The following is a 25,368-nucleotide window of genomic DNA, read 5'->3' as shown; positions in this document are numbered from 1 at the left end:
TCGTCGATGGATGCCTACATCTTGGATGCGGTCCGGACTCCGCGTGCCCGGGCCAGGCCCGGGAAGGGAGCGCTCAGTGGCCTGCACCCGCAGGAGCTGTTGGCCCAGACGCTGAAGCAGTTGCCGCTGCGCACTGGCGTGGACGTCTCGGACGTGGACGACGTGGTGGTGGGGGCGGTGTCGCAAATCGAGGCCCAGGGCGCGAACATCGCGCGCAACGCGGTGCTCGCCGCCGGCTGGCCCATCTCCATTCCGGGCTTCAGCCTCAACCGCTTCTGCGGCTCCGGCCTCCAGGCGCTGTCGGTGGCAGCCATGGGCGTGGCCTCCGGTGCCCAGCGCCTGGTGGTGGCGGGCGGCGTCGAGCAGATGAGCCGTTATGGTCTCAACGCGGACGGGGGCGGCACGGACGGCGGCAACGTCGATTTGCGGCGGCGCTTCTTCCAGGTCCCCCAGGGCATCTCCGCGGACCTCATCGCCACGCTGGAGGGCTTCACGCGCGAGGAACTGGATGCCTTCGGGCTGCGTTCGCAGCAGCTCGCGGCGCGTGCCCAGGCGGAGGGCCGCTTCCTGCGGAGCCTGTTCCCGGTGAAGGACCCGCACACGGGCGAGGTGCTGCTCACGGCGGATGACCACCCACGCACGGACACCACCGCGGAGAAGCTGGGCGCGCTCGCGCCCGCCTTCACGCAGCTCGGGGCACGCGTCGAGGGCCCGAAGGGTGAGACGCTCGACGAGCTGGCGCTCCAGGCCTACCCGCGCGCGGGCGCCGTGCGTCACCTGCACACCGCGGGCACCGCGAGCGGAATCGCGGACGGCGCGGGCGCCATCCTCGTGGCGTCCAAGGACTACGTGCGCGCGCACGGCCTGAAGCCGAGAGCGCGAGTCCGCTCGGTGTCCGCCGTGGGGAGCGACCCGGTGTTGATGCTGACCGGGCCGGCGCTGGCGTCGCGCAAGGCGCTGGACGCCGCGGGGCTGAAGGCGCGGGACATCGACCTCTGGGAGATCAACGAGGCCTTCGCCGCGGTGGTGCTACAGACGGCGCGGGCGCTGGAGATTGATATCGACCGCGTCAACGTCAACGGTGGCGCCATCGCCCTGGGTCATCCGCTGGGCGCGACGGGGAGCATCCTGGTCGGCACCGCCCTGGACGAGCTGGAGCGCACGGGGAAGTCGCTCGCGCTGGTGACGTTGTGCACCAGTGGTGGGCAGGCGGTGGCGGCGGTGCTCGAGCGCGGCTGAGCCGAGCTGCCCCAACAGCATCATCAGCATCATCGAGGTGTCCTCCCCAGGGCGCGGCCCTGGGGACTTGGGGAGCAAGGGCTTCAGGGAACGAGCGCGGGCGAGGCCGAGCTCCGCGCGGACTGGGTGGACTTGCGCGCCAGCTCCTTCGCCGCCGTCTCCAGGTCCGTCAGGCCCTTCTCCTGCTGCTCGCCCACGAAGGACTCCATGAAGCCGAAGGCCGTCATCGCCTTGCCCATGAAGGTGTTGGGGCCAGACATGCTCCACGTGACGAGCGTGCCCTGCTCGCCGGGGCGCAGCGTGAAGTCCGCGCGGTTGACGGCGGCGAAGGGCTCGATGAACTCCAGGCGGATGGCGACGAGCTCACCGGGCTTGCTCTCCAGAATCGTCATCTTGCCCGAGCCGATGTTGCGATTGCCCTGGTAGGCGTAGGTGGCGCCCACGCCCTCCGCGGGGCCCTCGTAGCTGCGCGTCATGTTGGGGTCGACGTTCTCGTAGGGCGACCACTGCCGCCACTGGGAGAAGTTGTTGATGAGCGCGTGGATGGCCTCCGGCGGCGCTTGAATCTCGCGGCTGCGCGAGATGAGGAACGTGTCCGGACGGGTGGCGATGAAGGCAACCATCCCGGCGATGAGCACGGCGATAGCGATGCCAATGTTCTTGGCCATGTGTGTTCTCCCTGTGGGGTGGGTTGGAATCCCGGCTTCAAAAGGGCGACGAACGGCCTTTCGGGGGATCGACACGCCCCCTGTTTTTCTCGCGTCGTGCGGTGCAACCCCCTGGCATTGCTGGGGAATCTCCGCGCGCGAAATGGCCCGGATAATTCGGGGGAGCGGCGGGGCTCGGTGCGCTCACCGGGTGGCATACCTGGCGCGTGGGTGGGCAACCCGGGTGTGTCGATCTCGACATGTCTCATTCGTCGCGCAAATGGAGCCACGGCCCGATGTCCGCGTGAGCGGGCGAGGGGGCGTGGCGTGTGCACCGCAGGGAGGCGCGACGATGCGATTCATTCTGTTGCTGAAGGCCAGCCTGGAGACGGAGTCGGGAGGGTCCGCGAGTCGAGCGCTCGTCACCGCGATGGACCGCTACAACGATGAGCTGGTGCGGGCGGGTGTGTTGCTCGACGCGGCGGGACTTCATCCCACGTCACGCGGTGCGCGTATCGACTTCTCACAAGGCAAGCGGACGGTGACGACCGGGCCGTTCTCCGCGCCCGACACGTTGATTGCCGGGTTCTGGATGATTCAGGTGAAGACGCACGAGGAGGCGCTGGAGTGGGCGCGCCGGTGTCCCCACCTGCCTGGAAGCGCGGATGCTCAAATCGAGCTGCGTCAGGTGCTCGAGCCCACGGAGCTGGAGGAGCTGGCGCGCGAGCCCGTGGCGCAGGAGGCGCGGCCCCGAGCGGCGGGCTCACGCTCCTGAGTCGAAGGCGTGTCTGCCGCGTCGAAACGTGCTCCACTGCCGCCAGAGCGAGGTGGGCACATGAAAGTCGTGGCACTCGTGGAGGCCGCGCCGGACATGCAGTCGGCGGCCAATGCGCTGGCATCGGCGACGGGCATGGCGCTGGCGGAGGCGCGGATGCGGTTGGCGCCGGAGCCCCCGGCGTTGGTGGCGCGGCTCGCACCCGAGCCGGCGGAGGCGCTCGTGGAGGCGCTCCGGAGCGAAGGACTCGCGGTGCTCGCGGTGGACGAACAGGGCCTGGGGCGGGAGTGGCTCGCGGCGCGGCGGGTGACGTTCGGCGAGGACGCGGTGACGTTCAGCGCGCGCTCCGGCGAGACGCAGTCCTGGAGCTGGCGTGACGTGGCGGTGGTGCTGCGGGGCGCGAGCTCCGTGCGCACGCGCAGCGAGCACAAGGAGCAGCCCAGCAAGATGGAGGTGGCCAAGGCGTACGGGCTGGCCATCGCCTCGCATGGGTTGATGTTGCCGCGCACCGGCGCCAAGACGGTGCGGCAGGAGTCGGAGGAGACGACGCAGGTCATCTACGTCTTCTCTCGCGATGGCCAGGGGGCGCTGCTGAGCGAGCACGGCGTGGAGTTCTCCTGCCTGGGGCCGGCGATGCAGCCCTCGCGAATCGCCAACATGACGGTGCTGATGCGGATGTTGTGCGAGCGGGCACCGGAGGCCTTCCACGACGAGCGGCTTTTGCGCCTGGGCCGACGTCCGCTGCCCTTCGTGGTGGGCGATTCGACGCAGACGTCGACGAACAACGTGTCGGTGCGGACGGTGAGCTCGCTGCCCGGCATGGACGTGCTCGCCGAGGTGCTGCGTCAGGCCGTGGCCCAGGGCCTGCTGGACTGAAGACCCAATCATGCGGATTCCATGAGGATTCGCGCCCGGTGTCCTGGCGACGCTGCGCCATGGACTTCCTCTCCGACGTGCCCGGGCTCGACAGCCTGGATACAAGTGGCGCTTCCTCCCGACACCGCCAGGGGTTCTCCTGGGGGAACGGGGCCAGCGCCCTCGCGGCGGTGTTGTGGCTCTCCGCGCTCCTCCCCTGGGGCCTGGCGCACGCTCAGTCAGAGCCGCGGGAAGAGCCCCAGAGGCCGCTGGCTCCGTTCGAATGCCCCTCGGTGAACGTGATTGCCATCCTGCCCGTCCCGAGCGGGCACCCCGCGGAGCAGGTGCCCTCCTGGGAGTACGTGGAGCACGCGACTGTCTCGACGGCCTACTCCAGCCTGCGCTCGCAGACGGCGGAGGGGGCTCGCTTCTCCTACGGAGGCCCCTCGGTGCGCGCGATACTCCACCAGGTGCTGCCCGGCTGTGAGAGCCCGGGCATGTTCCGTGCGCGGGTGTCCGCCTCGCGGTTGACGACGACGTCCTCGATGCCCGACGACCTCATGGACCGCTCCGCCTGGGCCGTGGGGCTGGGCGCGACGTTCTACCTGCCCCCACTGGCCTCGACCTTCCTCTGGTTGGTGGACCTCGAGGCCGAATATGGCGGAGGGCTTGGTTTCGCCTCGGAGCTGGTCCCCGCCGCGCTGGATGACGTCCTGGACGCGGGCGTCTCGCCCGGCCTCGCGTTCCGTGGGTACCTCGCGTCCATCGAGTTCGACGGCTACACCCGCTACCGGTTGCTCTTCGGCGCGGGAGGAGCGCGCCGAGGCCTCTGGGCTGGGGGCGTGATGGTCGACCCGCTGTTCTTCGCCCAGTCCATGCGGGGCTTCAGTCGCCTCGGGTATCAGTACTCCCGCGAACTCACGAAGGGGGCCTTTCAAGCTCACGAGCTGCGTCTGGGCTACCTGGGCTGGCTGGGGTTCGCGGGGAACGGCCGCGTGGGCATCGACGGCGTCGTGGAGTGGTCACGCGTGGACGCGTCACGCTCCGCGCGCGCGTTCCACGTGAGGGTGGCCCTCGAGCGCTTCTGAGGCGCGGTGGCTACTCTTCGCCGAGCAGCAGCTGGCGCACGATGGGCACGGGCGGGTAGCCGTAGGACACCACCTCGTCGTGGAAGCGCAGGTGCGAGAAGTCCTTGCCCCACTTCACGCGCGCCTCCTCGCGCAGGTCCATCAGCATCTTCTTGCCCAGCGCATAGACCAGATACGTGGGGTCGGAGGTCCCCCGGCGCGCCTCGCGCTCCGCGTTCGTCTTGGTCATGAACGCCTCCTCCTCGAAGAGGCGCACCGCCTGCTCGTACGTCATGCCGCGCGTGTGCAGGGACAGGCCCGCCACGTAGCGCGCCAGTCGCTGGAGGTAGAGCGCCAGCTGGTTCAGCCGCAGCTTGTCCGCGCCCGGCCCCGAGCGTCCGCCGTAGCCCTCGTCGAGCATCATCTGCTCGGTGTACAGGCCCCAGCCCTCGGAGAAGGACGCGGAGCCGAGCAGCCGCCGCACCTTGGACTCCACCCGGTTGGTCCACAGGAACTGCACGTAGTGGCCCGGATAGGCCTCGTGGATGGACACGAGCGGCAGCGCGTGGTGGTTGTAGAAGCTCATGTGCTGCTCGGTCTGCTCCGCGCTCCACGTCGGGTCCGGCGGCGTGACGTAGTAGTACGCCTCCGTCGCGCGCTGCTCGAACGGGCCCGGCGTGCTCATGCTCGCGAAGGACAGCGAGCGGTTGAAGGACGGCGTCTCCGCCACCTGCGCGCGGACCTCGCTGGGCACGGTGATGATGCGCTCGCGGATGAGGAACGCGCGGATGTCCTCCAGCGTCGCGGTGGTGGTGGGCACCAGCTCCGCGGGCGTGGGGTGCTCCTTGCTCAGCTCCCGGTACACGTCCATGGGCGCCTTGCCCGGCCCGAGTCGACCCGCCACCTCGCGGAACTGGCCCTGGGTGCGCTTCATCTCCGCGTGCCCCCACGCGAGCAGCGAGTCGATGCTCTCCGTCACGCCCTCCTCGTAGAGGAGCTTCTGGCGGTAGGTGTCCTCGCCAATGGCGAAGTCGCCCTTGGAGCGCGGCAGCAGGTCCTCGCGCAGGAAGCGGATGTACGCGTCGATGGCCGCGAGGCAACGCGCCTGCTCCCGCTGGAAGGCCTGATTGAGCTCAGCGTCCTTCACGGGCGCGAAGGCCTGGGGCAGCGTCTGGGCATAGAGCGCGCGGGTGCCCTGGGCCTGCTGGAGCGCGATGTCGGTCCAGATTCGCGGCGGGTTGTTCAGCGCGGCCTGGGCGGCCAGGAACAGCTCCGGCACCTTCGCCATGCGGCCCACCGTCGAGCGCATCCGCTCCTCCAGCGGCGCGAAGTCGCGGTTGATGAGCTGGAACACGGCGTTGGACGCCTGACCCAGCGCCGCGTTGGGGTTGCGCTCCCACGAGCGCACCACCTCGTAGTCGAGGATGCGCGCGCGGAAGTGGTTCTCCAGGATGTCGTAGTCGGCGCGGTCCTGCGGAGGCAGCGAGCGACGATCCACGGACTTCGGCAGCGCCGCGAGCCGGTCCTTCAGATAGGCGAGGTGGGACGCGCGCTCCTCGGCCGTGAAGCCCCGCAGCTCGCCGTCATACGTGTGCACGCCGGCCGAGGTCGCGGACAGGGGGAAGCGGCGGAACTGTTCGTCGAAGTGCGCGTCGACGAAGGTCCGCAGCGCCACCTGCGCGGGCGCGAGCGTGGACGCGGTCTGGGTCGACGGCGCCTCCTGCGTGGCGGTGCGCGACGTGGTGCAGCCCGTGGACAACAGCAGCAACGCGGCGAGGGTGCGTGGCGCGGTCATGTCAGCTCGGCGGAAGAGAGGGGGGGGAGCCTCGCCGAGCCAGGGGCCCACGACAAGCGCGGGGCGGGGACCCTCAGTGGCAGTGTGGCGACGTGTCCACCGCGCGCATGACGAGCACCGCCGCCGCGATGAGCGGCATTGCCCGACGAAGCAGGAAATCCGAGAGCCGTGGCCGACGACTCCACAGGCTCGACTGGAGCTGCGCGCCGAGCAGCGCGGGGAGCCCGCCCAACGCGAAGGCGCCCATCACCAGCGCGCCGCCGCTGAACGAGCCGCTCGCGAGCGCCACCGCGAACACGCCGTAGAGCAGGCCGCAGGGGAGCAGCGGTGTCACCGCACCCATTGCGCCCGCTCGCGCCGTCGACGAAAACTTTGCGCTCCACCGCGCGACGGTGCCCGTGAGCCGCGCGAGCCCTGGGAGAGGAGGCAGGCGTCTTCCCAGCTCCAGGGCGGACGCCACCAGCGCCGCCGCCATCAGCCACGGCAGATAGGGGCGGGTGGACACGGCGAGCACGCTCGTGACGCCGCCGCCGAGCGCCCCCAGGAGGCCTCCCACGAGCGAGTACGCGGCCCAGCGCGCGCCCTGGTAGGCGACGAGGGCGCGACGCCGCTGAGGGCCCTGGAGGGCGGGCAGGCCCGCGCAGGCCAGCGGTCCACACATGAGGAAGCAGTGCACGCTTCCGGTGAGGCCCACGGTGAGTGCACCCAGCGCACCCGCCACCAGCGTGGGAGTGGGAGTCAGCGCCGTCAGCAGGAGCGAGGTGTCGAGGGCCATGCACGACTCCTTCGCAACAGGCATGCCGTTCGCAAGGTGACAGCCTGCATGGCTGATCCCGCGCAAACCCGGCCCGACGAGGCCCTCTGCCTCCACTGCGGCAGCCGCGTTCCGGAGGGCGCCAGCACGCGCGAGTTCTGCTGCGCGGGCTGTGAGGTGGTCCATGGCCTGTTGGTGTCGCAGGGGCTGACCCGCTACTACCAACTCACCGGTGGGAAGACGTCGCCTGCGGCGGAGCCCGCGCGAGGGCGGGGGCTGTCGTGGTTGGAGCCGCTGGTGACGAAGGCGGAGTCGGTGTCGGGCGCGCTGTGCTCGCTCGAGCTGGACGTGCAGGGCATCCACTGCGCGGCCTGCGTGTGGTTGATGAACGAGTTGTTCCGTCGGCAGCCCGGAGGCGCGGGCTTCACGGTGGACCCGGCGCTGGGCAAGGCGCGGATGCAGTGGCGGCACGGTGCCTTCGATGTGGCGGGCTTCCTGCGCGCGGTGGAGGGCTTCGGCTATCTGTTCGGGCCCAGTCGCAAGCGGCCGGCGCCGACGAGCCTGGACCTCCCCATTCGACTGGGCATCTGCGTCGCGCTGACGATGAACGTGATGTTGTTCTCGGTGAGCTTCTACGTGGGGCTCGCACCCGAGGACGGCGAGGTCTTCGGGCTCTTCACGTGGCTGAGCCTGTGGCTGTCCTCGGTGGTGGTGCTCGTGGGAGGCTGGCCCTTCTTCCGCTCGGCGTGGCAGGGGCTGCGTCGCGGGGTGCCGCACCTGGACCTGCCGATTGCCTTGGGCATCCTGTTGGTGTTCGGCACGTCGCTGGTGCAGGCGCGCGGCGGGCGCGGCGACCTGGCGTACTTCGACACGCTCAACACCTTCGTGACGTTGATGCTGGTGGGGCGCTGGCTCCAGCAGCGGGTGCTGGAGCGCAACCGCCGCTTCCTGCTCGAGGACGACGGGGCCGAGGGGCTCTTCGTCCGTCGACAGGAGGGGGACCAGCTCGTCACCGTGCGGGTGTCGCAGGTGGCGGAGCGGGACCTGCTCGTCATCGCGCCGGGTGACCTGGTGCCGGTGGACGCGGAGTTGCTGGATGCTCGCGCGCGGGTCTCCACGGATTGGATGACGGGTGAGCCCGACGAGCGCGAGGTGCTCGCGGGGCAGCCGCTGCCCGCGGGCGCGTTCAACGCGGGGCGCGAGGCGGTGCGGGCGCTGGCGACGCAGTCGTTCCAGGACTCGCCGCTGGTGGCGCTGTTGCGGCGCCCTCCGGAAGGCGCGGGGCGGAGTGCGGGGCACACGCGCTTCTGGGAGTCGGTGTCGCGGCGCTGGGTGGTGACGGTGCTGGCCGTGTCGGCGTTGGGGCTGGTGTTGTGGTGGCCGTCGGGGCCGGACAAGGCGCTCGAGGTGGCGGTGGCGCTGCTGGTGGTGACGTGCCCGTGTGCCATCGGCATCGCCACGCCGCTGGCGTACGAGCTGGTGCAGGCGCGCCTGCGCCGAGAAGGCTTCTTCATCCGCTCCACGGACCTGTTGGACCGGTTGCCGCGTGTGCGTCAGGTGCTGTTCGACAAGACGGGGACGCTGACGCTCGGTCGGATGGAGCTGGCGGACCGGAGCGTGGTGGAGTCGCTCGACGATGAGGCGCGGGATGTGGCCTTCAACCTGGCCTCGCGCAGCAATCACCCCGTGAGCCGGTGTCTGGCGGAGGCGCTGTCGCGCACGGGCGCCCGCTTCGTTCCGGATGCCCGTGTCACCGAGCATCCGGGACAGGGGCTCGAGTGGGTGCGCGAAGGTGTGTCGTGGCGGTTGGGCCGCGCGGACTGGCATGTGGGCCGCGCGAGTGCCGAGGGCGCACGCGGCACGGTGCTCTTCCGCGACAACACCCCCGTCGCCGCCTTCCCCCTGCGCGAGGCGCTGCGCCCCGATGCCCGTCGCGAGGTCTCCGCGCTTCAGGCCGAGGGCCACGCGGTGTGGCTCATCTCGGGCGACGCCCCCGCACGGGTGCGAGAACTCGCGGGCTCGCTCGGAGTCCCTGAAGCGCAGGCGCTCGGCGGGCTGCGTCCGGAGGACAAGGCCTGCACGGTGTCGCGGCTGGGCTCGACGGACTCGCTGTACCTGGGCGACGGCGTCAACGACAGCCTCGCCTTCGAGCGGGCCCTGTGCGCGGGAACGCCCGCCATCGACCGTCCGGTGATGCCGGGCAAGAGCGACTTCTTCCTGGTGGGTGAGGGCCTCGCGTCCCTGCGTGAGGCGCTGCGCCTGTCGCGCGAGCTGCACCAGGTGGTGCGCCGGCTGCTCATGCTGGCCATCGGCTACAACGTGGTGGCCGTCGCCGTGTGCCTGGTGGGCTGGATGACGCCCCTGCGCGCCGCGGTGGCGATGCCCGCCACCAGCCTCGCCACCGTCCTGTTCACCGTGTGGAGCCTGTCCGCGCCCCGTGCACCCCGGCGCGACGCGGGTGGCCTCCCTCGCCCCACGGAGGTACCCGCATGAACGTGCTCGTGCTCCAGGTCTTCGTGAGCCTGATGCTCGTGGCCAGCTCGGTGCTGCTGTTCATCTACAGCATGCGCCACCGCGACCACGAGCAGGCGGACCGGCTCGCGCTCTTCCCGCTCGAGGAGGACAGCGCCCGCCCCGCGCGGCCGTCCGACGAGCGGACCTCGCCTTCGGCTTCCCAGGAGTGAATCCGTGCAACAACAGCGAATCGTCTACGACGACACCACGGTCCGCCGCTTCATCATCGCGGCGGTCATCTTCGGCATCGTGGGCATGGCGGTGGGAGCGCTGGTGGCCAGCCAGCTCGCGTGGTGGCAGGCCAACCTGGGCATCCCCTACCTGACGTACTCCCGCCTGCGTCCCCTGCACACCAACGCGGTCATCTTCGCGTTCGTGGGCAACATGATGTTCGCCGGCGTCTACTACTCCACGCAGCGCCTGTTGAAGGCGCGCATGGCGTCGGACCTGCTCTCCAACATCCACTTCTGGGGCTGGCAGCTCATCATCGTCGCGGCGGCGATAACGCTGCCATTGGGCATCAGCACCTCCAAGGAGTACGCGGAGCTGGAGTGGCCCATCGACATCGGCATCACCCTCATCTGGGTGGTGTTCGCCATCAACTTCTTCTGGACGCTGGCGAAGCGCAACGAGAAGAACCTCTACGTCGCCATCTGGTTCTACATCGCCACCATCATCACCGTGGCGGTGCTGCACATCGTCAACAGCCTGGCGCTGCCCCTGGATGGCTTCAAGAGCTACTCGGTCTTCTCCGGCGTGCAGGACGCGCTGGTGCAGTGGTGGTACGGCCACAACGCCGTCGCCTTCTTCCTGACCACGCCCATCCTGGGCATCATGTATTACTTCCTGCCCAAGGCGGCGGAGCGGCCGGTGTACTCGTACCGGCTGTCCATCATCCACTTCTGGGCCCTGGTCTTCATCTACATCTGGGCCGGCCCGCACCACCTGCTCTACACCGCGCTGCCGGACTGGGCGCAGTCGTTGGGCATGGTCTTCAGTGTCATGCTCTGGGCGCCGTCGTGGGGCGGCATGCTCAACGGCCTGCTGACGCTCAAGGGCGCCTGGTACAAGCTGCGCGATGACCCCGTCCTGAAGTTCTTCATCGCGGCCGTGACGTTCTACGGCATGGCGACCTTCGAGGGGCCGCTGCTCTCCATCAAGTCGGTGAGCGCGCTGGGCCACTACACGGACTGGATTGTCGGCCACGTGCACGGCGGCGCGCTCGGGTGGAACGGCTTCATGGCGGCCGGCATGTTCTACTGGCTGGTGCCCAGGCTGTACGGCACGAAGCTGCACTCGACGCGCTCGGCGGACGCGCACTTCTGGCTCGCGACGGTGGGCATCCTCCTCTACATCGTGTCGATGTGGGTCAGCGGCATCAGCCAGGGCCTCATGTGGCGCGCCACCAACCCGGACGGCACGCTGATGTACCCGAACTTCGTGGAGACGCTGCTGGCCATCCGGCCCATGTACATCGTCCGCTTCGCCGGCGGCTCCATGTACCTGGTGGGCTTCTGCATGATGGCGTGGAACCTCTGGAAGACGGCCCGCTCGGGCAAGGCCGTGGACGGAGAGACCACCGTCGTGGTGGGCGAGGATTCGCACCACCCCGTCACCCCCGCGCCCGTCTCCACGCGGCCGGCCTGGGTGCAGGTCATCACGGGCCGTCCGCTCATCTTCGCCATCGCCATCCTCACGGTGACGATGTTCCTGGGCTGGGCGAAGCCGGTGCGCGCGCTGGTGTTGATGGGCGGCATCATCGTGCTGGGCGAGCTGGCCTGGATTGTCACCCGCAAGGACCGCGAGGCGGGCCGTCCGTCCTGGTTCGCGCTCATCGAGGGGCGTCCGCTGGCCTTCACCGTGCTCACGTTGATCGCCATCCTCATCGGCGGCGTGGCGGAGCTGCTGCCCACCATCCTCATCCAGCAGGCGGTGCCCTCGCATGGCGAGTCGCAGAAGCCGTACTCGCCGCTGGAGCTGCAGGGGCGTGACCTCTACGTCCGCGAGGGTTGCTACACGTGCCACTCGCAGATGATTCGCCCCTTCGTGGCGGAGACGCAGCGCTACGGCGACGTGTCGCGCGCGGAGGAGTTCATCTACGACCACCCGTTCCAGTGGGGCAGCAAGCGCACGGGGCCCGACTTGCACCGCGTGGGTGGCCGCTACCCGAACCTCTGGCACTACACGCACCTGATGGACCCGCGCGCGACGAGCCCCGGCTCGAACATGCCGCCCTATCCGTGGCTCGCGGAGAACACCATCAAGGTGAAGGACGCGCCCAAGAAGCTGACGCTGATGCAGAAGCTGGGCGTGCCGTACACCAACGCGGAGGTGGACGCGGCCGAGGCGCGGCAGAAGGCGCAGGGTGAGGCCATCGCCGCGGACCTGGCGACGCAGGGTGTCCAGGTGGCGTGGGACTCGGAGATGGTGGCCCTGGTGGCCTACCTCCAGCGCCTGGGTCGTGGACCGCAGGACGTGCCCGCGCCGGCGGATGGCGCGCCCACCGCGTCGGCGGCGGACGTTCAGGAAGGGAGCCGCTGATGTACAAGCAATTCTATCAGGGGATGACGCTGGAAGAGCTGCCGCTCTTCGCGCTCGTCCTGTTCATCGCCGTCTTCCTGGGCGTGTGCGCCTGGGTCTTCGTGGCGCGCCGCAGCCAGGACTTCGACGCGCTGTCGCAGATGCCGTTGTCGGAGCGCGGGGAGGGCGGCCATGAGTGACGACAAGTCGCCGGTGCTGCACGTCTATGACGGCATCGAGGAGCACGACAACCAGCTGCCCAACTGGTGGCTGGCCATCCTGTGGACCACGCTCGTCTTCGGCGCGGGCTACTGGTTCTGGTACCACATCGCGGAGGTGAGCCCGGGACAGCTGGGCGAGTACGCCGCCGAGTCCGCGGAGCATGCCCAGCGCATGGCGAGCAACACGCCCGCATCCGATGAGCTGCTCCTGTCGCTGGTGAAGGACCCGACGTCGCTGGAGAACGGCAAGGGCGTGTTCCAGGCCAACTGCGCCGCGTGTCACGGCGCGCAGGGGCAGGGGCTCATCGGCCCCAACCTCACGGACGGCTTCTGGCTGCATGGCAGCTCACCCATGGCCATCCACAAGGTGGTGTCCGAGGGCGCCGTGGCCAAGGGCATGCCCGCGTGGGAGCGCACGCTGGGCGCCGAGCGCGTCAAGGCCGTCACCGCATACCTGTTGACGCTCAAGGGCACGAACGCGGCGGGAGGAAAGGCCCCGCAGGGCGAGCCGGAGACGCCGTAGTCCTCGCGCCCCCCAGGAACCCACGTCATGGCGACAGCACCTCAGCGAGACGGCCCCCCGCGCATCGACCAGTTGTCGTCCATCAACGCGGATGGCTCGCGCAAGGCCATCCACCCCTCGGACGTGAGCGGGCGCTTCATCACGCGCCGGCGGGTGATGTTCGGGGTGCTGCTCGCCATCTACGTGGCGCTACCGCTCGTCGAGGTGGGGGGGCATCCCGCCGTCCACCTGGACGTGGCGGCGCGGCGCTTCTACCTCTTCGGCGCCACGTACAACGCGCAGGACTTCTGGCGCGTGCTCTTCCTGGGCACGGCGCTGGGATTCGGTCTGCTGTTCGTCACCGCGTGGCTGGGCCGCGCGTGGTGCGGATGGGCCTGTCCGCAGACGGTGTTCCTGGAGGGCCTGTATCGCCCCATCGAGCGGCTCTTCGACGGCCCTCGGGAGCGGCGGCTCAAGCAGGAGACCTCGCCGTGGACGCCGCTGCGCGTGGCGCGGGCGACAGCGAAGCACGGGGCCTACGTGGGCGTGTCGCTCGTCATCGCGCACGCGGCGCTCAGCCTCTTCGTGTCCGCGGGCGGGCTGGTGTCGATGGTGTCCAGCGGCCCGGCCACGTCACCGGTGGCGTTCACCTGGGCCATGGCCGTCACCGGCGCGCTGTACTTCAACTTCGCGTGGTTCCGCGAGCAGCTCTGCATCGTGGTGTGTCCCTATGGCCGGCTCCAGTCGGCGATGCAGGACCGGGACTCGCTCATCGTCGGCTATGACACGCGGCGAGGGGAGCCCCGGGGACGGATGGTGAAGGTGCTGCCCGCGCACGCCGCGCCGCCGAGGGGCGACTGCGTGGACTGCCGCAAGTGCGTCACCGCGTGCCCCACGGGCATCGACATCCGCAACGGCCTGCAGATGGAGTGTCTGGCCTGCGCGCAGTGCATCGACGCGTGCGACGAGGTGATGGACCGGATTGGCCGGCCGCGCGGGCTCATCCGCTACGACTCGCTCAAGGGCCTGGCTGGAGAGCCTCATCGCATCGCACGCCCCCGGCTCGCGCTGTATGGCCTCCTGTTCGCCGCCTCGGTGGTGGGGCTGGTGTGGACGCTGGCCCGCCGGGTGCCGTTCGAGGCGAACCTGCTGCGCTTCCAGGGCATGCCCTACCTCGTCGAGGAGGGGCAGGTGCGAAACCAGTTCGAGCTGCACCTGGTGAACAAGAACCCGGAGCCCACCACCTTCACGCTGTCCATCCAGGCGCCGCCGGCCGCGCGGGGCGTGATTCCGCAGTCCCAGGTGCAGCTCGGCTCGCTGGAGAGCTTCCGGGTGCCGCTGTTCATCCTGGTGCCACAAGGCAGCACCGAGGTGCCCTTCAACTTCATCGTGGAGGTGGCCGACTCCGCGTCGGGCGAGGTGAAGCGGATGGAGGCGCGCTTCCTGGGGCCTCCGTCCAAGCCCCGCTGAGGCGGCGTGCGAAAGTCGTGCGCGTCACCCGGGGGCCTCCGCAGATTCTGCGTGAGGCCCCAGGTCCTCCGGGCGCGGGGCGTGGCACGCGCCTTGGAGTGCAGGTGGTTCATGGACATGCTTCCAGGAGTCCCCCGTCCGTCGCCGGAGCTGCTGGGCCGGTACAACGTCTCCGGGCCGCGCTACACCAGCTATCCCACCGCGCCGGAGTGGCGGCCGGACTTCGGACCCGAGGCGCTGGAGGCCCGGCTGCGAGTCGCCGGAGAACAGGACGCGTCCTCGCCCCTGTCGCTGTATGTCCACCTGCCGTTCTGCCACAGCCTGTGCTGGTACTGCGGCTGCAACGTGGTCATCAGCAAGGACTCGAGCGCGGCGGACCGGTACCTGGACCACCTGGTGATGGAGCTGTACCTGGTGGCGGAGCAGCTGGGGCCCCGGCGCGCGCTGTCGCAAATCCACTGGGGCGGCGGCACGCCCACGTTCCTCACCGAGGCGCAGCTGGAGCGGCTCTGGACGGAGCTGATGCGCCGCTTCACGTTGCTGCCGGACGCGGAGGTCGCCATCGAGGTGCACCCGTCCGTGACGACGACGGGGCAGGTGTCGCTGCTCCGGCAGCTCGGCTTCAACCGGCTGTCCATGGGGCTGCAGGACTTCGACCCGCGCGTGCAGGAGGTGACCCACCGGCTGCAGACGCCCGAGCGCACGCGCGCGCTGTTGGACCACGCGCGGGAGCTGGGCTTCACCGGCGTGAACTTCGACCTCATCTACGGCCTGCCGTACCAGGAGCCGGAGCGCTGGGCGCGCACGCTGGAGACGGTGCTGGCGATGCGGCCGGACCGGCTGGCCGTCTACTCCTTCGCCTTCATGCCGGACGTGCTCAAGCACCAGAAGCGGATGCCCACCGAGGCGCTCCCGAGCGCGGAGGTGAAGATGGAGCTGTTCCGCGCGGCCTACGCGGGGTTCGTGGGCGCGGGCTACCAGGCCATCGGCATGGACCACTTCGCGGTGCCCGAGGACGAACTGGCGCGCGCCCTCTCCGAGCGTCGGCTGGGGCGCAACTTCCAGGGCTACACGGTGAAGGCGGCCTCGGACGTGGTGGCGCTGGGCAGCACGGGCATCAGCGACGTGGCGGGCGCGTATGCGCAGAACGTCCGCCCGCTGCCCGCCTATTACGAGCGCATCGCCCACGGCCGGCTGGCCACGGAGCGCGGGCTCTTGTTGACGGAGGATGACCGCAAGCGCCGCGTCGTCATCACCCAGCTGATGTGCAACGCCTGGGTGGACCTGGGCGAGCAGGGCGTGCGCGACTTCGCGCCGGAGCTGGAGCGGCTCGGGACGTTCGAGGAGGACGGGCTGCTGGTGCGCTCGGGCTCGCAGCTGGAGCTGACCGCGCTGGGCCGCCTGTTCGTGCGCAACGTGGCCATGGTGTTCGATGCCCGGCTCGCCCGGGCCGAGCGCCCGCGCTTCTCCCGGACGGTGTAGCAGGGCGGGCAGGCGGGCCCCGCGGGTGTCCGCTCCCCTGGCGTGCGCGCCAAGGGATGACCACCTCACCCTGGCGCCCTCGCGCGCGACAGGGAGGTGGGCATGGCTGGCGGTGAGCGAAGGACCGTTCGACGGGCCCTCGGGGCCTCTGGCCTGGTGGCCACGCTCCTGGTGGCGACGCTGGCGAGCGCCGCGCTGAAGAAGGGTGAGGTGGTGCCGTCGTTCTCCGCGGAGGACCTGCAGGGACAGACGCACCGCAGCCAGGAGTGGCGGGGCCGGCGCACGCTGCTGGTGGTCCTCACCGACAAGGACGGCGGCGAGGCGATGCGCCGCTGGTTCGAGGAGGCCGCGGAATCGCGCGTGCCCGACTCCGTGCACCGCGCCTCGCTGCTCTCCTTCAAGCTGCCCTTCTTCGTGGGCCTGGGCACGGTGCGCGAGAAGGCCCGGAAGAAGGTGCCCCAGGACTCCTGGTCCGACACCTGGCTCGACAAGGACGGCGCCATGGGAAAGAAGCTGGCGCTGGCCTCCAGTCCCACGCCGTATGCCTTCGCGCTGGACGAGGAGGGGCGGGTGCTCGCCGCCGTGCACGGCGAGGCGGACTCCCCGGAGGCGAAGGCGCTGCTGGAGCTGTTGACGCGACCCTAGAAAGACGAAGGGCGCCGCGGGAGGGATTCCCGCGACGCCCCGGTGCCTCTCGGTGCGCTCAGCTCAGCGCGCGGACAGGATGTCCTGGGCGCGCTTCTTGTCGGCGGAGAACGTGAAGGCGTTGAAGAGCAGGTAGTTGTTCTCCGTGTCGAGGATGCGCGGCTTCACGATGCGCAGCACGTTGATCTTGTCGTCGTTGAACTGCATGCGCTCCATCAGCCGCAGCACCTGGGAGACCAGGAGGTAGTTGTCCTGGAGGCCCATCTGGAGGACGCGCATCTTGTCGTCGGTGAAGGTCTCCCGCGAGATGGCGTCGTACCAGCGCTGGAAGGAGGTGTCGCTCATCGGCCGGACCATCGGCTCCGGCGGCGGGGGCGGCGGGCGCGGCATCACCGTGGCGAGCAGCGGGGCCTCCTCGACACTGCGGGCCACGCCGTCGAGCAGGTCCTGCGCCTTGCGGACCTTGGCGCGGGTGTCACGGTCGGCGCGGTCCTCGATGTCCTCGAGCAGCTTCTCCAGGCGCGCCAGCCGCTGCGCCAGCTCCTCGCGGCTCACCACCACCAGCGTGCCGGTGGGGTTCTGCGGCGGGTAGTTCTGCCCCGGGTTGTGGCGCGGCGGGTAGTTCGGCTGCTGGGGCTGGGGCTGGGGCTGCGGCATCGGCCGGCCCGGCGGGGGCGGACGGAACTTCTCGGCGGCCGCGTCTTGCGCGAAGGAGGTGGAGGCGGACAGCAGGGCGACAGCGAGCGCGAGGGCCTTCATCGGGGGCTTCCTTGTTCGTGTACTCAACATCTCAGACGAGCCGTCCCTCTTCGCATTCATTCCGCCCTGTCGACAAGACCCCTACCCTCAGGGGGAGGGGGTTCGTTTGGACAGCACCTTTCCCTCGGGGGACAGCTCGTAGACGAGGGGAACGCCGGTCGCCAGCTCCAGCCCCACCACCTGCTCGCCGGTGAGCTGGTCCAGCTTCATGACCAGGGAGCGGTTGGAGTTGCCGTGCGCGACGACGAGGACGTTCTTGCCCAGGCGCAGGTCGCCGCTGATGGCGCGCTCGTAGAAGGGCAGGACCCGGCGGGCGGTCATCTCCAGGGACTCGCCATTGGGGGGCGGCACGTCGTAGGAGCGCCGCCACAGCTTCACCTGGGCCTCGCCGAAGCGCTGGGCCGCGTCCGCCTTGTTGAGGCCCTGCAGGTCGCCGTAGTGGCGCTCGTTGAGGGCCGCGTCGCGGATGATGGGAGGGCGCTGGCCCAGGGCCTCCAGGATGAGCGCCAGCGTCTCCTGGGCTCGGGTGAGGACGGACGTGTAGGCCACGTCGAAGGTGAGCCCCTGGAGCGAGCGCGCGGCGAGGCGCGCCTCCTCGCGGCCCTTGTCGGTCAGGGGCACGTCCACGAGGCCCGTGAAGCGGTTCTCGTGGTTCCACAGGGACTGGCCATGACGGACGAGCGCGAGCAGGGGCATGGCCTCCTGCTAGCCCAACCCGGGCGTCCGGGCCAGGGTGGACGAGGGTGGGCTGTGTCACGCCCGACGGCGGCGGGCCCGGTGGAGGTCGTCGTAGAGGCCGAGGAAGAGGTGACCTCCGAGCAGGAGGCCCTGCTGGATGTCCCGCCGGGCCGAGGCGTCGCTCGCGAAGGGCGCGTCGAGCTGGCGGTAGAACCCGTCCGCGTGCTCCTCGTCGAGCGTCGCGTGCGTGGGGTAGTGCACCACCTGCTCCGCCGGGAGCCACCCGCGCGCGATGATGCCCTGGCCCAGCTCCAGGGAGATGCCGCTGAACAGGTCCTCGATGATGCCGAACACGGCCAGCCCGGTGTGCGTGGCCTCGAAGGCGGCGATGCCCGTCAGCGCGACGTTGAACTTGCGCACCTCCGGCCAGCACGTCTCGTCGTGGAGCCCGTCGAGCGAGGCGCCGAGCCGCTCGAGCAGCAAGCGGAACGTGTGCTCATGGCCGTGGGAGAGCGTGCCCCGCCCATGCTCGTCGAAGACGTTCTCCACCAGCGGCAGGCGGAGCTCGGGGCGGGGGAGTCGGCTGGCGAGCACGGCCATGGGCCGCGTGAAGTGCGCCACCGCGTGGAAGAACTGCCGCTGCGTCTCGACGAAGTCCCCTCGCTCGAAGGTGCCGTCGCGCAGCGCGCGCAGGTACGCGCAGGACTCCCGCGCGTTCCACTCGGCCTTCAGCGCGCCGATGTGGTGGCGCAGGTTCAGATTTCGGAGGAGGGAAGGTGCACCCATGCCGGGGACCCTTTGAGTCGGGTGAGGTCGAGAGAGTAGACGGTGCACACCGCGTCGGGGGAAACCCCTTGTCCTCGCAGCCAGTGGACGTGGTCTTCCAAGCGCTCGTCGATGACGAAGCAGGCGAGCGACTGGGGGCTCTGCGCGGTGAGCTCCTCGCCACAGGTCTGGAGGTAGTGCCCCCAGCCTCGGGTCCACGCGGAGGGTGGCGCGGCCAGGTGCACGAGCGGCCAAGGGGCTTGCGTCGACATCAACTGGAGGTCCTTGCTCCCGGACGTGGCGCACCACCCCGCGCCCTCGAGCCGGCGGGACGGTGCGGGGCCGAGCACCAGCCCCTCACCCCGCGGACACCCGGGCGCGTCTCCCGGTTCCAACGTGGCGAGGCGCGAGGGGGGCGTGAAGTAGAGCGCGAGCCGGCTCTGGGGGCGGCCCATCCGCAGCGGGTTCCAGCCGCGCGCGGTGCGCATCACGTCGCCCCGCGCGCCTCGCATGGCGGCGCCGTAGAGGAACCGGATGCCGCGCAGGGCGGGGATGCGGAACAGGTGGGTGAGCCCCCGGAGGATGAGTCCGCGCGCCAGCCCCGAGCCGCGCGCGTGGGGCGCCACCTTGAGGTCGCAGATGTAGAACCCGGGCAGGGCGCGGGCGCCCCGGTGGACCTGCCTCAGGATTCCCGTCACCGAGCCGAGCAGCTCCTCGCCGCGCAGGGCGAGCAGGAAGTACGCCTCTCCCATGGACGAGAAGAACGGGTGGTAGTCGGGGCCGTGGTCGATGAAGAAGTGGTCGGCGCCGTCGGCGATGGGGTACTCGATTCCGCGCTCGAGTCCTCGCAGCCGCTCGACGTAGGGCCCGAGCGTGTCGGGCCGGAGCACCACGTAGCGGAGGTCGCTCATGGACCCGACGTCCGTCGGAAGCCGACCTCGACGCGCTCGTAGAACAGGCTGCGGTCCTGGGCCTGGAGCCGCGCGCCGAGCGCGTCGTCGAACGCGAAGGCGGGGTGGAAGAAGCGCCTCAAGTCGCGCTGGTTGTTGAGCTGGCGAAGCAGCACCGCGCAGCCGGGGCGCGCCTTCTGGGACAGCAGCGTGGCCCACTGTTCGACGAGCGAGTCATCGGACCAGTCGAAGATGTTGGACAGGGAGATGACATCGAAGCGGCCCAGGTCGGGCACATCCGGCAGCGAGCCCTGGACGAGGGAGACCTGGAGCGGCGCGGTGGCGCGCAGATAACCGGGCGCGTCGCCGGGGCGGTAGGCGCCGAGCAGCACGTGTTGCAGATACGGATTGCGGCAGGCGTCCTCGCGTCGGAGTCCCCGCTCGAACAGGGCCTGGAAGTAACCAGGGTAGGAGCCCGGGCGGGCGTGCTGGGTGGCCGCGGGACCGAACATGGCGTGCAGGAACGGGTCCGCGAACGCGAGCTGGAAGGCGACGGGCCAGTAGTGCGAAGCGAACCAACCCGCGCGCAGCGCTTCGCGCTCCGACTCGGCGACCCCGGGGTCGAAGAACGTGTTGAGCTCGCGGCGAGGGGCCACGAACTCCTCCACGAACAGGCGCAGCGTGCGGAACAGGCCCTCGAACTCGCCGCGCTGATTCAGCCCCGCGGCGTCGTGGGAGAGCACGTTGAAGTGCTGGGGCGCGGCGGTGCCGAGGCAGCGCGCCTTCTCCTTCACGTGCTCGAGCTGCCTGGGGTTGAAGTCGAAGCCCACCAGCTCGAGCGTGGGGTTGTCTCGCGCCAGCGTGAGGAGCGTGCAGCCGCCGGAGGCGACGGTGAGGAGCGCGCGTGCCCGGGTGTGCTCGATGAGCACCTGCTCCAGCGCCGGGTCTTCACGGACGACCGCGAACTTCAGACGAGGAGGAGGTGCGCTCAAGGTCGGTGTGGGGGCGAGGGTTGCTTCGACTCGGAGCGGGATTGTAAGTCATCAGGACGCGCCATGCCCACGCCCTCCGCAGCCCTGTCTCCCGAGTCCCTGCGCGAGCTGGAGCGAATCGACGCCCGTCATCTGCCCCGGCTCGCCCTGTTCCTCCTGCTCCAGGGCGTGTCGGCGTGGCTCCTCGTGCTGCTCGCGAGGCACGGCGACTCGGTGGCGAGCTGGCTCATCCGGCTGCCGCTCTACCTGGTCTCGGCGGCCGCGCTCCATGGCATCAGCCTGTTCACCCACGAGGCGGTGCACGGTGGGCTGTCCCCGCGGCCCTGGCTGAATCGCCTGGGCGGGATGCTGTGCGCCTGGCCCGTGCTCCAGAACTTCGCGGCGTACAAGGTGTTGCACCTGCGGCACCACCGGGACCTGGGCGGTGGCCTGGACCCCGACCACTACGCGAACTACACGGGGCGGCGCTGGCTGGAGCTGGCGATGCACCTTGGGCGACTGCTGCTCGGTTACCCCGCGTACATCACGATGATTCCCATCCTGGGCTGGAAGCACGGCACGCCGTCCGAGCGGCGATGGATTGGGTTCGAGGTCGCGATGGTGCTCGTGGCGGGCGTGCTCGCGGCGCGCTTCGTGCCGTGGCCGGTGTTGCTGCAGGCCTGGGTGTTGCCCATGGTCATCATCAACACGCTGGTCAACATCCGGGGCATGAGCCAGCACACCTTCCTGACGGAGAACACGCATCCCGTCCGGGGCTCGCGGACCATCCTGTCCAATCCGGTGACGCGCTTCTTCATGTGCAACGAGAACTACCACCTGGAGCACCACCTGTATCCGAGGGTGCCCTGGTACAACCTGCCCGCGCTGCACCAGTCCCTGCGGGCCGAGCTCGTCGCGCAGGGCGCGCCCTTCATCCCGTCGTACTTCTCGTTCGTGTGGGGCGTGCTGAGTGGCTCGCTGATGCGCGAGGCCCGCCGCGCCGCATCCCCGGATGTCTGAGCGTCCCTTCCTGCACGAGGTGCTGCTCACGGGCTTCGGGGGGGCGCTGTCGTGCGGGCTCCTCGTCGTCGCGGGTGCGCGCTCGGTGGTCTTCCTCCAGGTGCTCGGCGCGACGCTCCTGTTCATCCTCGCGGTGGCGGGGCTCTCACGCCTGGAGCGCTGGGGGCACCTCTTCCGCGTGCGGTTGCTCCTGGCCTATGGGGTGACGTTCTTCTTCTATGCCTCGGTGAAGGACACCGTCCCCGTGCTCGGGCTTCCGACGCGGGATGCCGCGTTGTTCGCCGTGGACGCGTGGGTGTTCGGAGGGAGCACGCCGTCGGTGTGGCTGCAGCGCTGGAGCTCGGCGGCGGTGAGCGACGTGTTCAGCGCGAGCTACCTGTCGTTCCACGTCTACCTGCACCTGGCCATGGCGTGGGCGGTGGTGGGCTCGCGGGAGCGCGCGGAGGCCTTCTTCGGTCAGGTCTTCTCCGCCTACGTGCCGGGGCTCGTGGGCTACTACCTGGTGCCCGCGGTGGGGCCCCTGGTGGCGTATCCCGAGCTGTTCACCGTGCCCGTGGAGGGCGGGTGGGTGACGCGGCTGAACGCGGCCGTCGTGGCCCACGGCTCGTCGACCTTCGATGTGTTCCCGAGCCTGCACGTGTACATCACGCTGGTGTTGCTCGCGCACGACAGGCTCGCGCATCCGTGGCGCTTCCGGGGGATGTTGCCGGTGGCGGTGATGCTCTTCGTCTCCACGCTGGTGCTGCGCTACCACTACGCGGTCGACCTGCTCGCGGGTGTCGTGTGGTTCGTCGCCTTCCGCGCGCTGTATCCGCGACTGCTGCGTGCGTGGGAGTCCTGGCGGCGGAGGCGCGGCGTGGAGACCGCGGTGGTGCTTCCGCCGGGGTGACCGAAGGTGCGTGCGTCGCGCTGTCACGCGCTCGGCGGCACATTGACGAAATGTCCCGCGGGGCCCGGGCGTTGTGCCCGCAACCCCCTGGAATCGCGTGTGGGGTGGCTTGGAACGACATGTGAAGAGGAGGGGAGGCAACAGGAGGAAGCCCCATGGCCCGGTGTCGCCCGTCCAGTTCCCGCCCGACTCTTCCCACCTTCACGTTCCTCGAACACAGCGCGCGCGGGATGCTGCGTCAGGAGGTCCTGGACTTCATCCTCGACCATGGCCTGCGGGTCCGCGCTGCGGGGGCGACGCACGTCACGGTGCTGGAGCGAGACCTCTCGCGGACCCTGCGCGAATCGTCACTCGCGCGGCAGGCGCGTGGCTGGATTCTGTTGGTGAGTGACGACGAGCGCCTCCTCACCTGTTACCGCCGCGAGGATGCGAGCAGCTTCCTGCGCCGCAAGTCGAAGCACCGGCTCAACGGGGGACGGCCTCACCGCGACACGGGCTGGCGCAACGCGGAAGGCCGACGTGGCCCGGGCGCGCGGGCCGCATAGGCCCGCGAAGGTGCGCGGTGTGGCTTGGGGGCCGAAGAGTGCGGTGGCTCTGTTTCTTGCTGATGCGAAGGTGGTCAGTCGGCGCGCGCTACTGCCTTGGCGCAGAGCTCTTCACTCAGTGTCCACAGGTCGGCCGCGAGCTTTGGGTCTAGCGCCTGCTTCTGCGGCGTCACGGCCCGGCGCTTCGAGACATACTCACCTCGGAGCGTGGCCGCCTCGGGTGCCGTGGCGAGCCAGATGAGGGAGTCGGCGCCCTGCTCGGGCGTGCTCGAGAACGGCTTCGCGAGTGTGTACACGAGGTTCAGCAAGAACCCCTGGTCAGAGCCGAAACCACCGAACTGCGTCCGCACCGTGCCTGGCTCGAAGCAGTTGGCGATGGCCGTCGTTCCTCCCAGGCGTCGCTGGAGCTCCCGGGTGAAGAGAATGTTCGCGAGCTTCGAGGTCGCGTAGGCAGCCGGGCCCGACCCGGCCAGGGATGTCGGTGTCTTCGCGAGGTCGAGCTTCCCTCGCGCCTGCATGCTGCTCGAGGTCGAGACGACTCGTGCATCGGGCGTCTTGCGCAACAGGTCGAGCAGCGACGTCGTGAGCTGGAAGTACGCGAGGTGGTTGAGCGCGAACGTCAGCTCGAACCCGTCGGGCCCCATCGTTGGCTTCTTGAAGGTGGCGCCCGCGTTGTTCACGAGGACGTCCAGCCGCTCGTGCCTGGCCTTGAACTCCTCCGCGGCACGCCTGACGTCGGCCAGCCGCGACAAGTCGCAGAGGAGGAGGTCCAGGTTCGGGTTCTCACTTGTCGACTTCAGCTCCGAGAGCACCTTCTCGGTCTTCTGCTTGTCTCGGCCGACAATCGTCAACGTCGCTCCGCGTCTGGCGAGCACGGCGGCGGCCGCCTTGCCGATGCCGTCCGTCGCGCCGGTGATGAGGATGACTTTGCCTAGGAGGTCCTGCGTCATGGTTTCTTGCTCCAGGAGAATGGGAGGGTTCTCCCTGGGAGGCGATGGCGCTCCCAGGCTCGCGCGAGCGCGGCGATGACGAGTGATGCGGTGAGCAGCCCGGCCATGATGGGCCACGCGGCGGGTTGCATCTTCCCCGACGCGTCGAACATCTCCGCGCCCAGGTAGCTCACGAGTAGCAGCGGCGGTGCGTAGCCGATGAGCGAGCCCCAGAAGTGGGTCCAGAACCCGACCTTCGAGACGCCGAAGAACGAGTGGAGCACCTGCGGCATCCACAAGATGAGTCGCAGGATGACGACGGTTCGGAAGGAACTCCGCTCGAGGGCCGCGTCGTACTTGCGCAGCCTGGCGGGGATGCGCGCGGAGACCCACTCTCGCGCGACGAATCGCGCGAACGAAAAGCCGACGACGCTCGCAGACATCGTCCCGACCATCGAGAGCGCGAACGCGGTCGGCCACGGCCAGATGAGCGGCGCCGCCACCACGAAGAAGGTGCCAGGGACACCGAATGGCTGCAGTGCCGTGTACACGAGGATGAACGCGAGGTAACCCCATGCCCCCAGCCCGACGAGCTTCTGCGCCAGTCCGCCAGGTGCTCCCACCCACGCGAAGACGCCGAAGAGCCAGGCGCCAGCGAGCATGAGGAGCACTCCCCCGATGACGCCGAGCTTCGCGCCGAGGGGACCGCGAGGCGCCGCGCTCACCCGCCCACTCGGTTGATGTCGGCTGATTCGAGGATGAACCCGTCGGCCTGCCCCTGGACGACACTCAGCATCGCGCGGCCGAGGCGCTCCGACGTCGTGAACAGCCCGGGGAAGGCACGGACCAGCAGCGGCGTCATCAAGAACAGCGGCTTCAGCAGGACGATGCCGAGCTGGTAGCCGCGCGTCTTGCTCCGGATGCCAGGGCCCGGTCGGATGAATCCAGGGCGGACCGCGCCAACGTGCCGGAACGGCATCTCGTTCAGCACACCTTCGACACGGCGCCTCACCCGCGCCCACATTCCCGGCCCGCCTGCGCCCCCCGCCGAGCAGTAGCAGAAGGATATGCCCGGGTTGAGCCGGAGGAGCGTGCGCGCCCAGCGCAGCGTCAGCTCCTCGGTGATTCGGGCGTAGGCCGCTTCGTCGAGACCGACGGAGCTGACGCCAATTGCCCAGATGCACGCATCGTAGCCGACGAGCTGCTGCTCGACGGCCGCGACCTCGAAGAGGTCGGGGAGCAGGAGCTCGCGCAGCTTCGGGTGCTCGACGCCACATGACTGCCGGCTGATGCTGAGTACCGCCTCGACGTCGGGCGAAGCGAGCGCTTCGCGCAGGCAACCCATGCCGACCATGCCCGTCGCCCCGAAGAGGATGACCTTCATCGCACGCACCTCTCGGGAGCACTGTCGGGCCCGAGCCCATGCCGGATGTGCG

General features: G+C 69.8%; 26 protein-coding genes. 15 read left to right on the top strand and 11 right to left on the bottom strand.

Features of this window, described 5'->3' with window-relative positions; genetic code table 11:
* Positions 1 to 6: 6 nt before the first annotated feature.
* A complete protein-coding gene (locus LXT21_RS03965; RefSeq protein ID WP_254036741.1) occupies positions 7 to 1,239 on the top strand; it encodes an acetyl-CoA C-acyltransferase in 1,233 nt (410 codons plus the stop codon).
* Between the two features lie 83 nt (positions 1,240 to 1,322).
* Here LXT21_RS03965 and LXT21_RS03960 read toward each other — a convergent pair whose 3' ends face one another.
* Complete coding sequence (locus LXT21_RS03960) at positions 1,323 to 1,907, bottom strand: SRPBCC family protein (RefSeq protein ID WP_254036740.1); 585 nt, start codon at positions 1,905 to 1,907, stop codon at positions 1,323 to 1,325.
* A gap of 331 nt (positions 1,908 to 2,238) precedes the next feature.
* Here LXT21_RS03960 and LXT21_RS03955 point away from each other — a divergent pair, with 331 nt between their 5' ends.
* The 3 genes from LXT21_RS03955 (at position 2,239) to LXT21_RS03945 (ending at position 4,604) form a co-directional block, all read left to right on the top strand.
* Positions 2,239 to 2,661 carry a YciI family protein gene (locus tag LXT21_RS03955; RefSeq protein ID WP_254036739.1) on the top strand — a complete coding sequence of 141 codons (423 nt, stop codon included), beginning with the start codon at positions 2,239 to 2,241 and terminating at the stop codon, positions 2,659 to 2,661.
* Between the two features lie 60 nt (positions 2,662 to 2,721).
* The gene (locus LXT21_RS03950; RefSeq protein ID WP_254036738.1) at positions 2,722 to 3,537 is read left to right on the top strand and encodes a hypothetical protein; all 816 of its coding nucleotides are present in this window, start codon (positions 2,722 to 2,724) and stop codon (positions 3,535 to 3,537) included.
* 272 nt (positions 3,538 to 3,809) lie between these two features.
* Entirely contained in the window at positions 3,810 to 4,604 is a 795-nt protein-coding gene (locus LXT21_RS03945) for a hypothetical protein (protein WP_254036737.1), read from the top strand.
* A gap of 10 nt (positions 4,605 to 4,614) precedes the next feature.
* Here the strand turns inward: LXT21_RS03945 and LXT21_RS03940 are convergent, their stop codons facing one another.
* Both LXT21_RS03940 and LXT21_RS03935 read right to left on the bottom strand, forming a co-directional pair.
* Positions 4,615 to 6,378 carry a DUF885 domain-containing protein gene (locus tag LXT21_RS03940; RefSeq protein ID WP_254036736.1) on the bottom strand — a complete coding sequence of 588 codons (1,764 nt, stop codon included), beginning with the start codon at positions 6,376 to 6,378 and terminating at the stop codon, positions 4,615 to 4,617.
* 73 nt (positions 6,379 to 6,451) lie between these two features.
* Complete coding sequence (locus LXT21_RS03935; RefSeq protein ID WP_254036735.1) at positions 6,452 to 7,153, bottom strand: sulfite exporter TauE/SafE family protein; 702 nt, start codon at positions 7,151 to 7,153, stop codon at positions 6,452 to 6,454.
* A gap of 48 nt (positions 7,154 to 7,201) precedes the next feature.
* On the opposite strand from LXT21_RS03935, the gene LXT21_RS03930 reads away from it, so the two are divergent.
* The 8 genes from LXT21_RS03930 (at position 7,202) to LXT21_RS03895 (ending at position 16,486) form a co-directional block, all read left to right on the top strand.
* Entirely contained in the window at positions 7,202 to 9,625 is a 2,424-nt protein-coding gene (locus LXT21_RS03930; RefSeq protein ID WP_254036734.1) for a heavy metal translocating P-type ATPase, read from the top strand.
* A complete protein-coding gene (locus LXT21_RS03925; RefSeq protein ID WP_254036733.1) occupies positions 9,622 to 9,816 on the top strand; it encodes a cytochrome oxidase in 195 nt (64 codons plus the stop codon). Before LXT21_RS03930 ends, LXT21_RS03925 begins: the two co-directional genes overlap by 4 nt.
* Positions 9,817 to 9,820: 4 nt before the next feature.
* Positions 9,821 to 12,187, top strand: a complete 2,367-nt coding sequence (gene ccoN, locus LXT21_RS03920) for a cytochrome-c oxidase, cbb3-type subunit I (protein ID WP_254036732.1) — start codon at positions 9,821 to 9,823, stop codon at positions 12,185 to 12,187.
* Positions 12,187 to 12,366: a cbb3-type cytochrome oxidase subunit 3 gene (locus tag LXT21_RS03915; RefSeq protein ID WP_254036731.1), complete on the top strand. Its 180-nt coding sequence runs from the start codon at positions 12,187 to 12,189 to the stop codon at positions 12,364 to 12,366. The genes ccoN and LXT21_RS03915 overlap by 1 nt, the downstream gene beginning before the upstream one ends.
* Positions 12,359 to 12,910 carry a cbb3-type cytochrome c oxidase N-terminal domain-containing protein gene (locus LXT21_RS03910; RefSeq protein WP_254036730.1) on the top strand — a complete coding sequence of 184 codons (552 nt, stop codon included), beginning with the start codon at positions 12,359 to 12,361 and terminating at the stop codon, positions 12,908 to 12,910. The genes LXT21_RS03915 and LXT21_RS03910 overlap by 8 nt, the downstream gene beginning before the upstream one ends.
* Positions 12,911 to 12,937: 27 nt before the next feature.
* On the top strand, positions 12,938 to 14,359 hold the full coding sequence (ccoG, locus tag LXT21_RS03905) for a cytochrome c oxidase accessory protein CcoG (RefSeq protein WP_254036729.1): 1,422 nt from the start codon (positions 12,938 to 12,940) through the stop codon (positions 14,357 to 14,359).
* A gap of 111 nt (positions 14,360 to 14,470) precedes the next feature.
* Positions 14,471 to 15,841: an oxygen-independent coproporphyrinogen III oxidase gene (gene hemN, locus LXT21_RS03900; protein WP_254036728.1), complete on the top strand. Its 1,371-nt coding sequence runs from the start codon at positions 14,471 to 14,473 to the stop codon at positions 15,839 to 15,841.
* A gap of 102 nt (positions 15,842 to 15,943) precedes the next feature.
* Entirely contained in the window at positions 15,944 to 16,486 is a 543-nt protein-coding gene (locus LXT21_RS03895) for a peroxiredoxin family protein (protein ID WP_254036727.1), read from the top strand.
* Between the two features lie 63 nt (positions 16,487 to 16,549).
* On the opposite strand, the gene LXT21_RS03890 is transcribed toward LXT21_RS03895, so the two are convergent.
* The 5 genes from LXT21_RS03890 to LXT21_RS03870 all read right to left on the bottom strand — a co-directional run bounded on the left by LXT21_RS03890 (position 16,550) and on the right by LXT21_RS03870 (position 20,570).
* On the bottom strand, positions 16,550 to 17,245 hold the full coding sequence (locus LXT21_RS03890) for a DUF4476 domain-containing protein (RefSeq protein WP_254036726.1): 696 nt from the start codon (positions 17,243 to 17,245) through the stop codon (positions 16,550 to 16,552).
* Between the two features lie 87 nt (positions 17,246 to 17,332).
* On the bottom strand, positions 17,333 to 17,941 hold the full coding sequence (locus LXT21_RS03885) for a 2,3-bisphosphoglycerate-dependent phosphoglycerate mutase (protein ID WP_254036725.1): 609 nt from the start codon (positions 17,939 to 17,941) through the stop codon (positions 17,333 to 17,335).
* A gap of 57 nt (positions 17,942 to 17,998) precedes the next feature.
* Positions 17,999 to 18,709, bottom strand: coding sequence for an iron-containing redox enzyme family protein (locus tag LXT21_RS03880; protein ID WP_254036724.1), 711 nt, complete (start codon positions 18,707 to 18,709; stop codon positions 17,999 to 18,001).
* Complete coding sequence (locus LXT21_RS03875; RefSeq protein WP_254036723.1) at positions 18,679 to 19,599, bottom strand: GNAT family N-acetyltransferase; 921 nt, start codon at positions 19,597 to 19,599, stop codon at positions 18,679 to 18,681. The genes LXT21_RS03880 and LXT21_RS03875 overlap by 31 nt, the downstream gene beginning before the upstream one ends.
* Positions 19,596 to 20,570 carry a DUF3419 family protein gene (locus tag LXT21_RS03870; RefSeq protein WP_254036722.1) on the bottom strand — a complete coding sequence of 325 codons (975 nt, stop codon included), beginning with the start codon at positions 20,568 to 20,570 and terminating at the stop codon, positions 19,596 to 19,598. The genes LXT21_RS03875 and LXT21_RS03870 overlap by 4 nt, the downstream gene beginning before the upstream one ends.
* Positions 20,571 to 20,633: 63 nt before the next feature.
* On the opposite strand from LXT21_RS03870, the gene LXT21_RS03865 reads away from it, so the two are divergent.
* The 3 genes from LXT21_RS03865 to LXT21_RS03855 all read left to right on the top strand — a co-directional run bounded on the left by LXT21_RS03865 (position 20,634) and on the right by LXT21_RS03855 (position 23,003).
* On the top strand, positions 20,634 to 21,569 hold the full coding sequence (locus tag LXT21_RS03865) for a fatty acid desaturase family protein (protein WP_254036721.1): 936 nt from the start codon (positions 20,634 to 20,636) through the stop codon (positions 21,567 to 21,569).
* The gene (locus tag LXT21_RS03860) at positions 21,562 to 22,458 is read left to right on the top strand and encodes a phosphatase PAP2 family protein (RefSeq protein WP_254036720.1); all 897 of its coding nucleotides are present in this window, start codon (positions 21,562 to 21,564) and stop codon (positions 22,456 to 22,458) included. The genes LXT21_RS03865 and LXT21_RS03860 overlap by 8 nt, the downstream gene beginning before the upstream one ends.
* 155 nt (positions 22,459 to 22,613) lie before the next feature.
* Positions 22,614 to 23,003 carry a hypothetical protein gene (locus LXT21_RS03855; protein WP_254036719.1) on the top strand — a complete coding sequence of 130 codons (390 nt, stop codon included), beginning with the start codon at positions 22,614 to 22,616 and terminating at the stop codon, positions 23,001 to 23,003.
* Positions 23,004 to 23,077: 74 nt separating this feature from the next.
* Here the strand turns inward: LXT21_RS03855 and LXT21_RS03850 are convergent, their stop codons facing one another.
* Genes LXT21_RS03850 through LXT21_RS03840 form a run of 3 tightly spaced genes read right to left on the bottom strand, consistent with a single transcriptional unit; the run spans position 23,078 to position 25,316 of the window.
* Positions 23,078 to 23,953 (bottom strand): SDR family oxidoreductase, encoded by an 876-nt coding sequence (locus tag LXT21_RS03850; RefSeq protein ID WP_254036718.1) that lies wholly within the window; start codon positions 23,951 to 23,953, stop codon positions 23,078 to 23,080.
* Positions 23,950 to 24,594 (bottom strand): TVP38/TMEM64 family protein, encoded by a 645-nt coding sequence (locus tag LXT21_RS03845; protein WP_254036717.1) that lies wholly within the window; start codon positions 24,592 to 24,594, stop codon positions 23,950 to 23,952. Before LXT21_RS03845 ends, LXT21_RS03850 begins: the two co-directional genes overlap by 4 nt.
* 59 nt (positions 24,595 to 24,653) lie before the next feature.
* Complete coding sequence (locus LXT21_RS03840) at positions 24,654 to 25,316, bottom strand: Rossmann-fold NAD(P)-binding domain-containing protein (protein ID WP_254036716.1); 663 nt, start codon at positions 25,314 to 25,316, stop codon at positions 24,654 to 24,656.
* Between the last annotated feature and the right edge of the window lie 52 nt (positions 25,317 to 25,368).

Origin of the sequence: Myxococcus guangdongensis (assembly GCF_024198255.1) — a bacterium.
GTDB classification, from domain to species: domain Bacteria; phylum Myxococcota; class Myxococcia; order Myxococcales; family Myxococcaceae; genus Myxococcus; species Myxococcus guangdongensis.
Note: the sequence above shows the minus strand (reverse complement) of the source record. Positions and strands in the feature narration are given on the sequence as shown.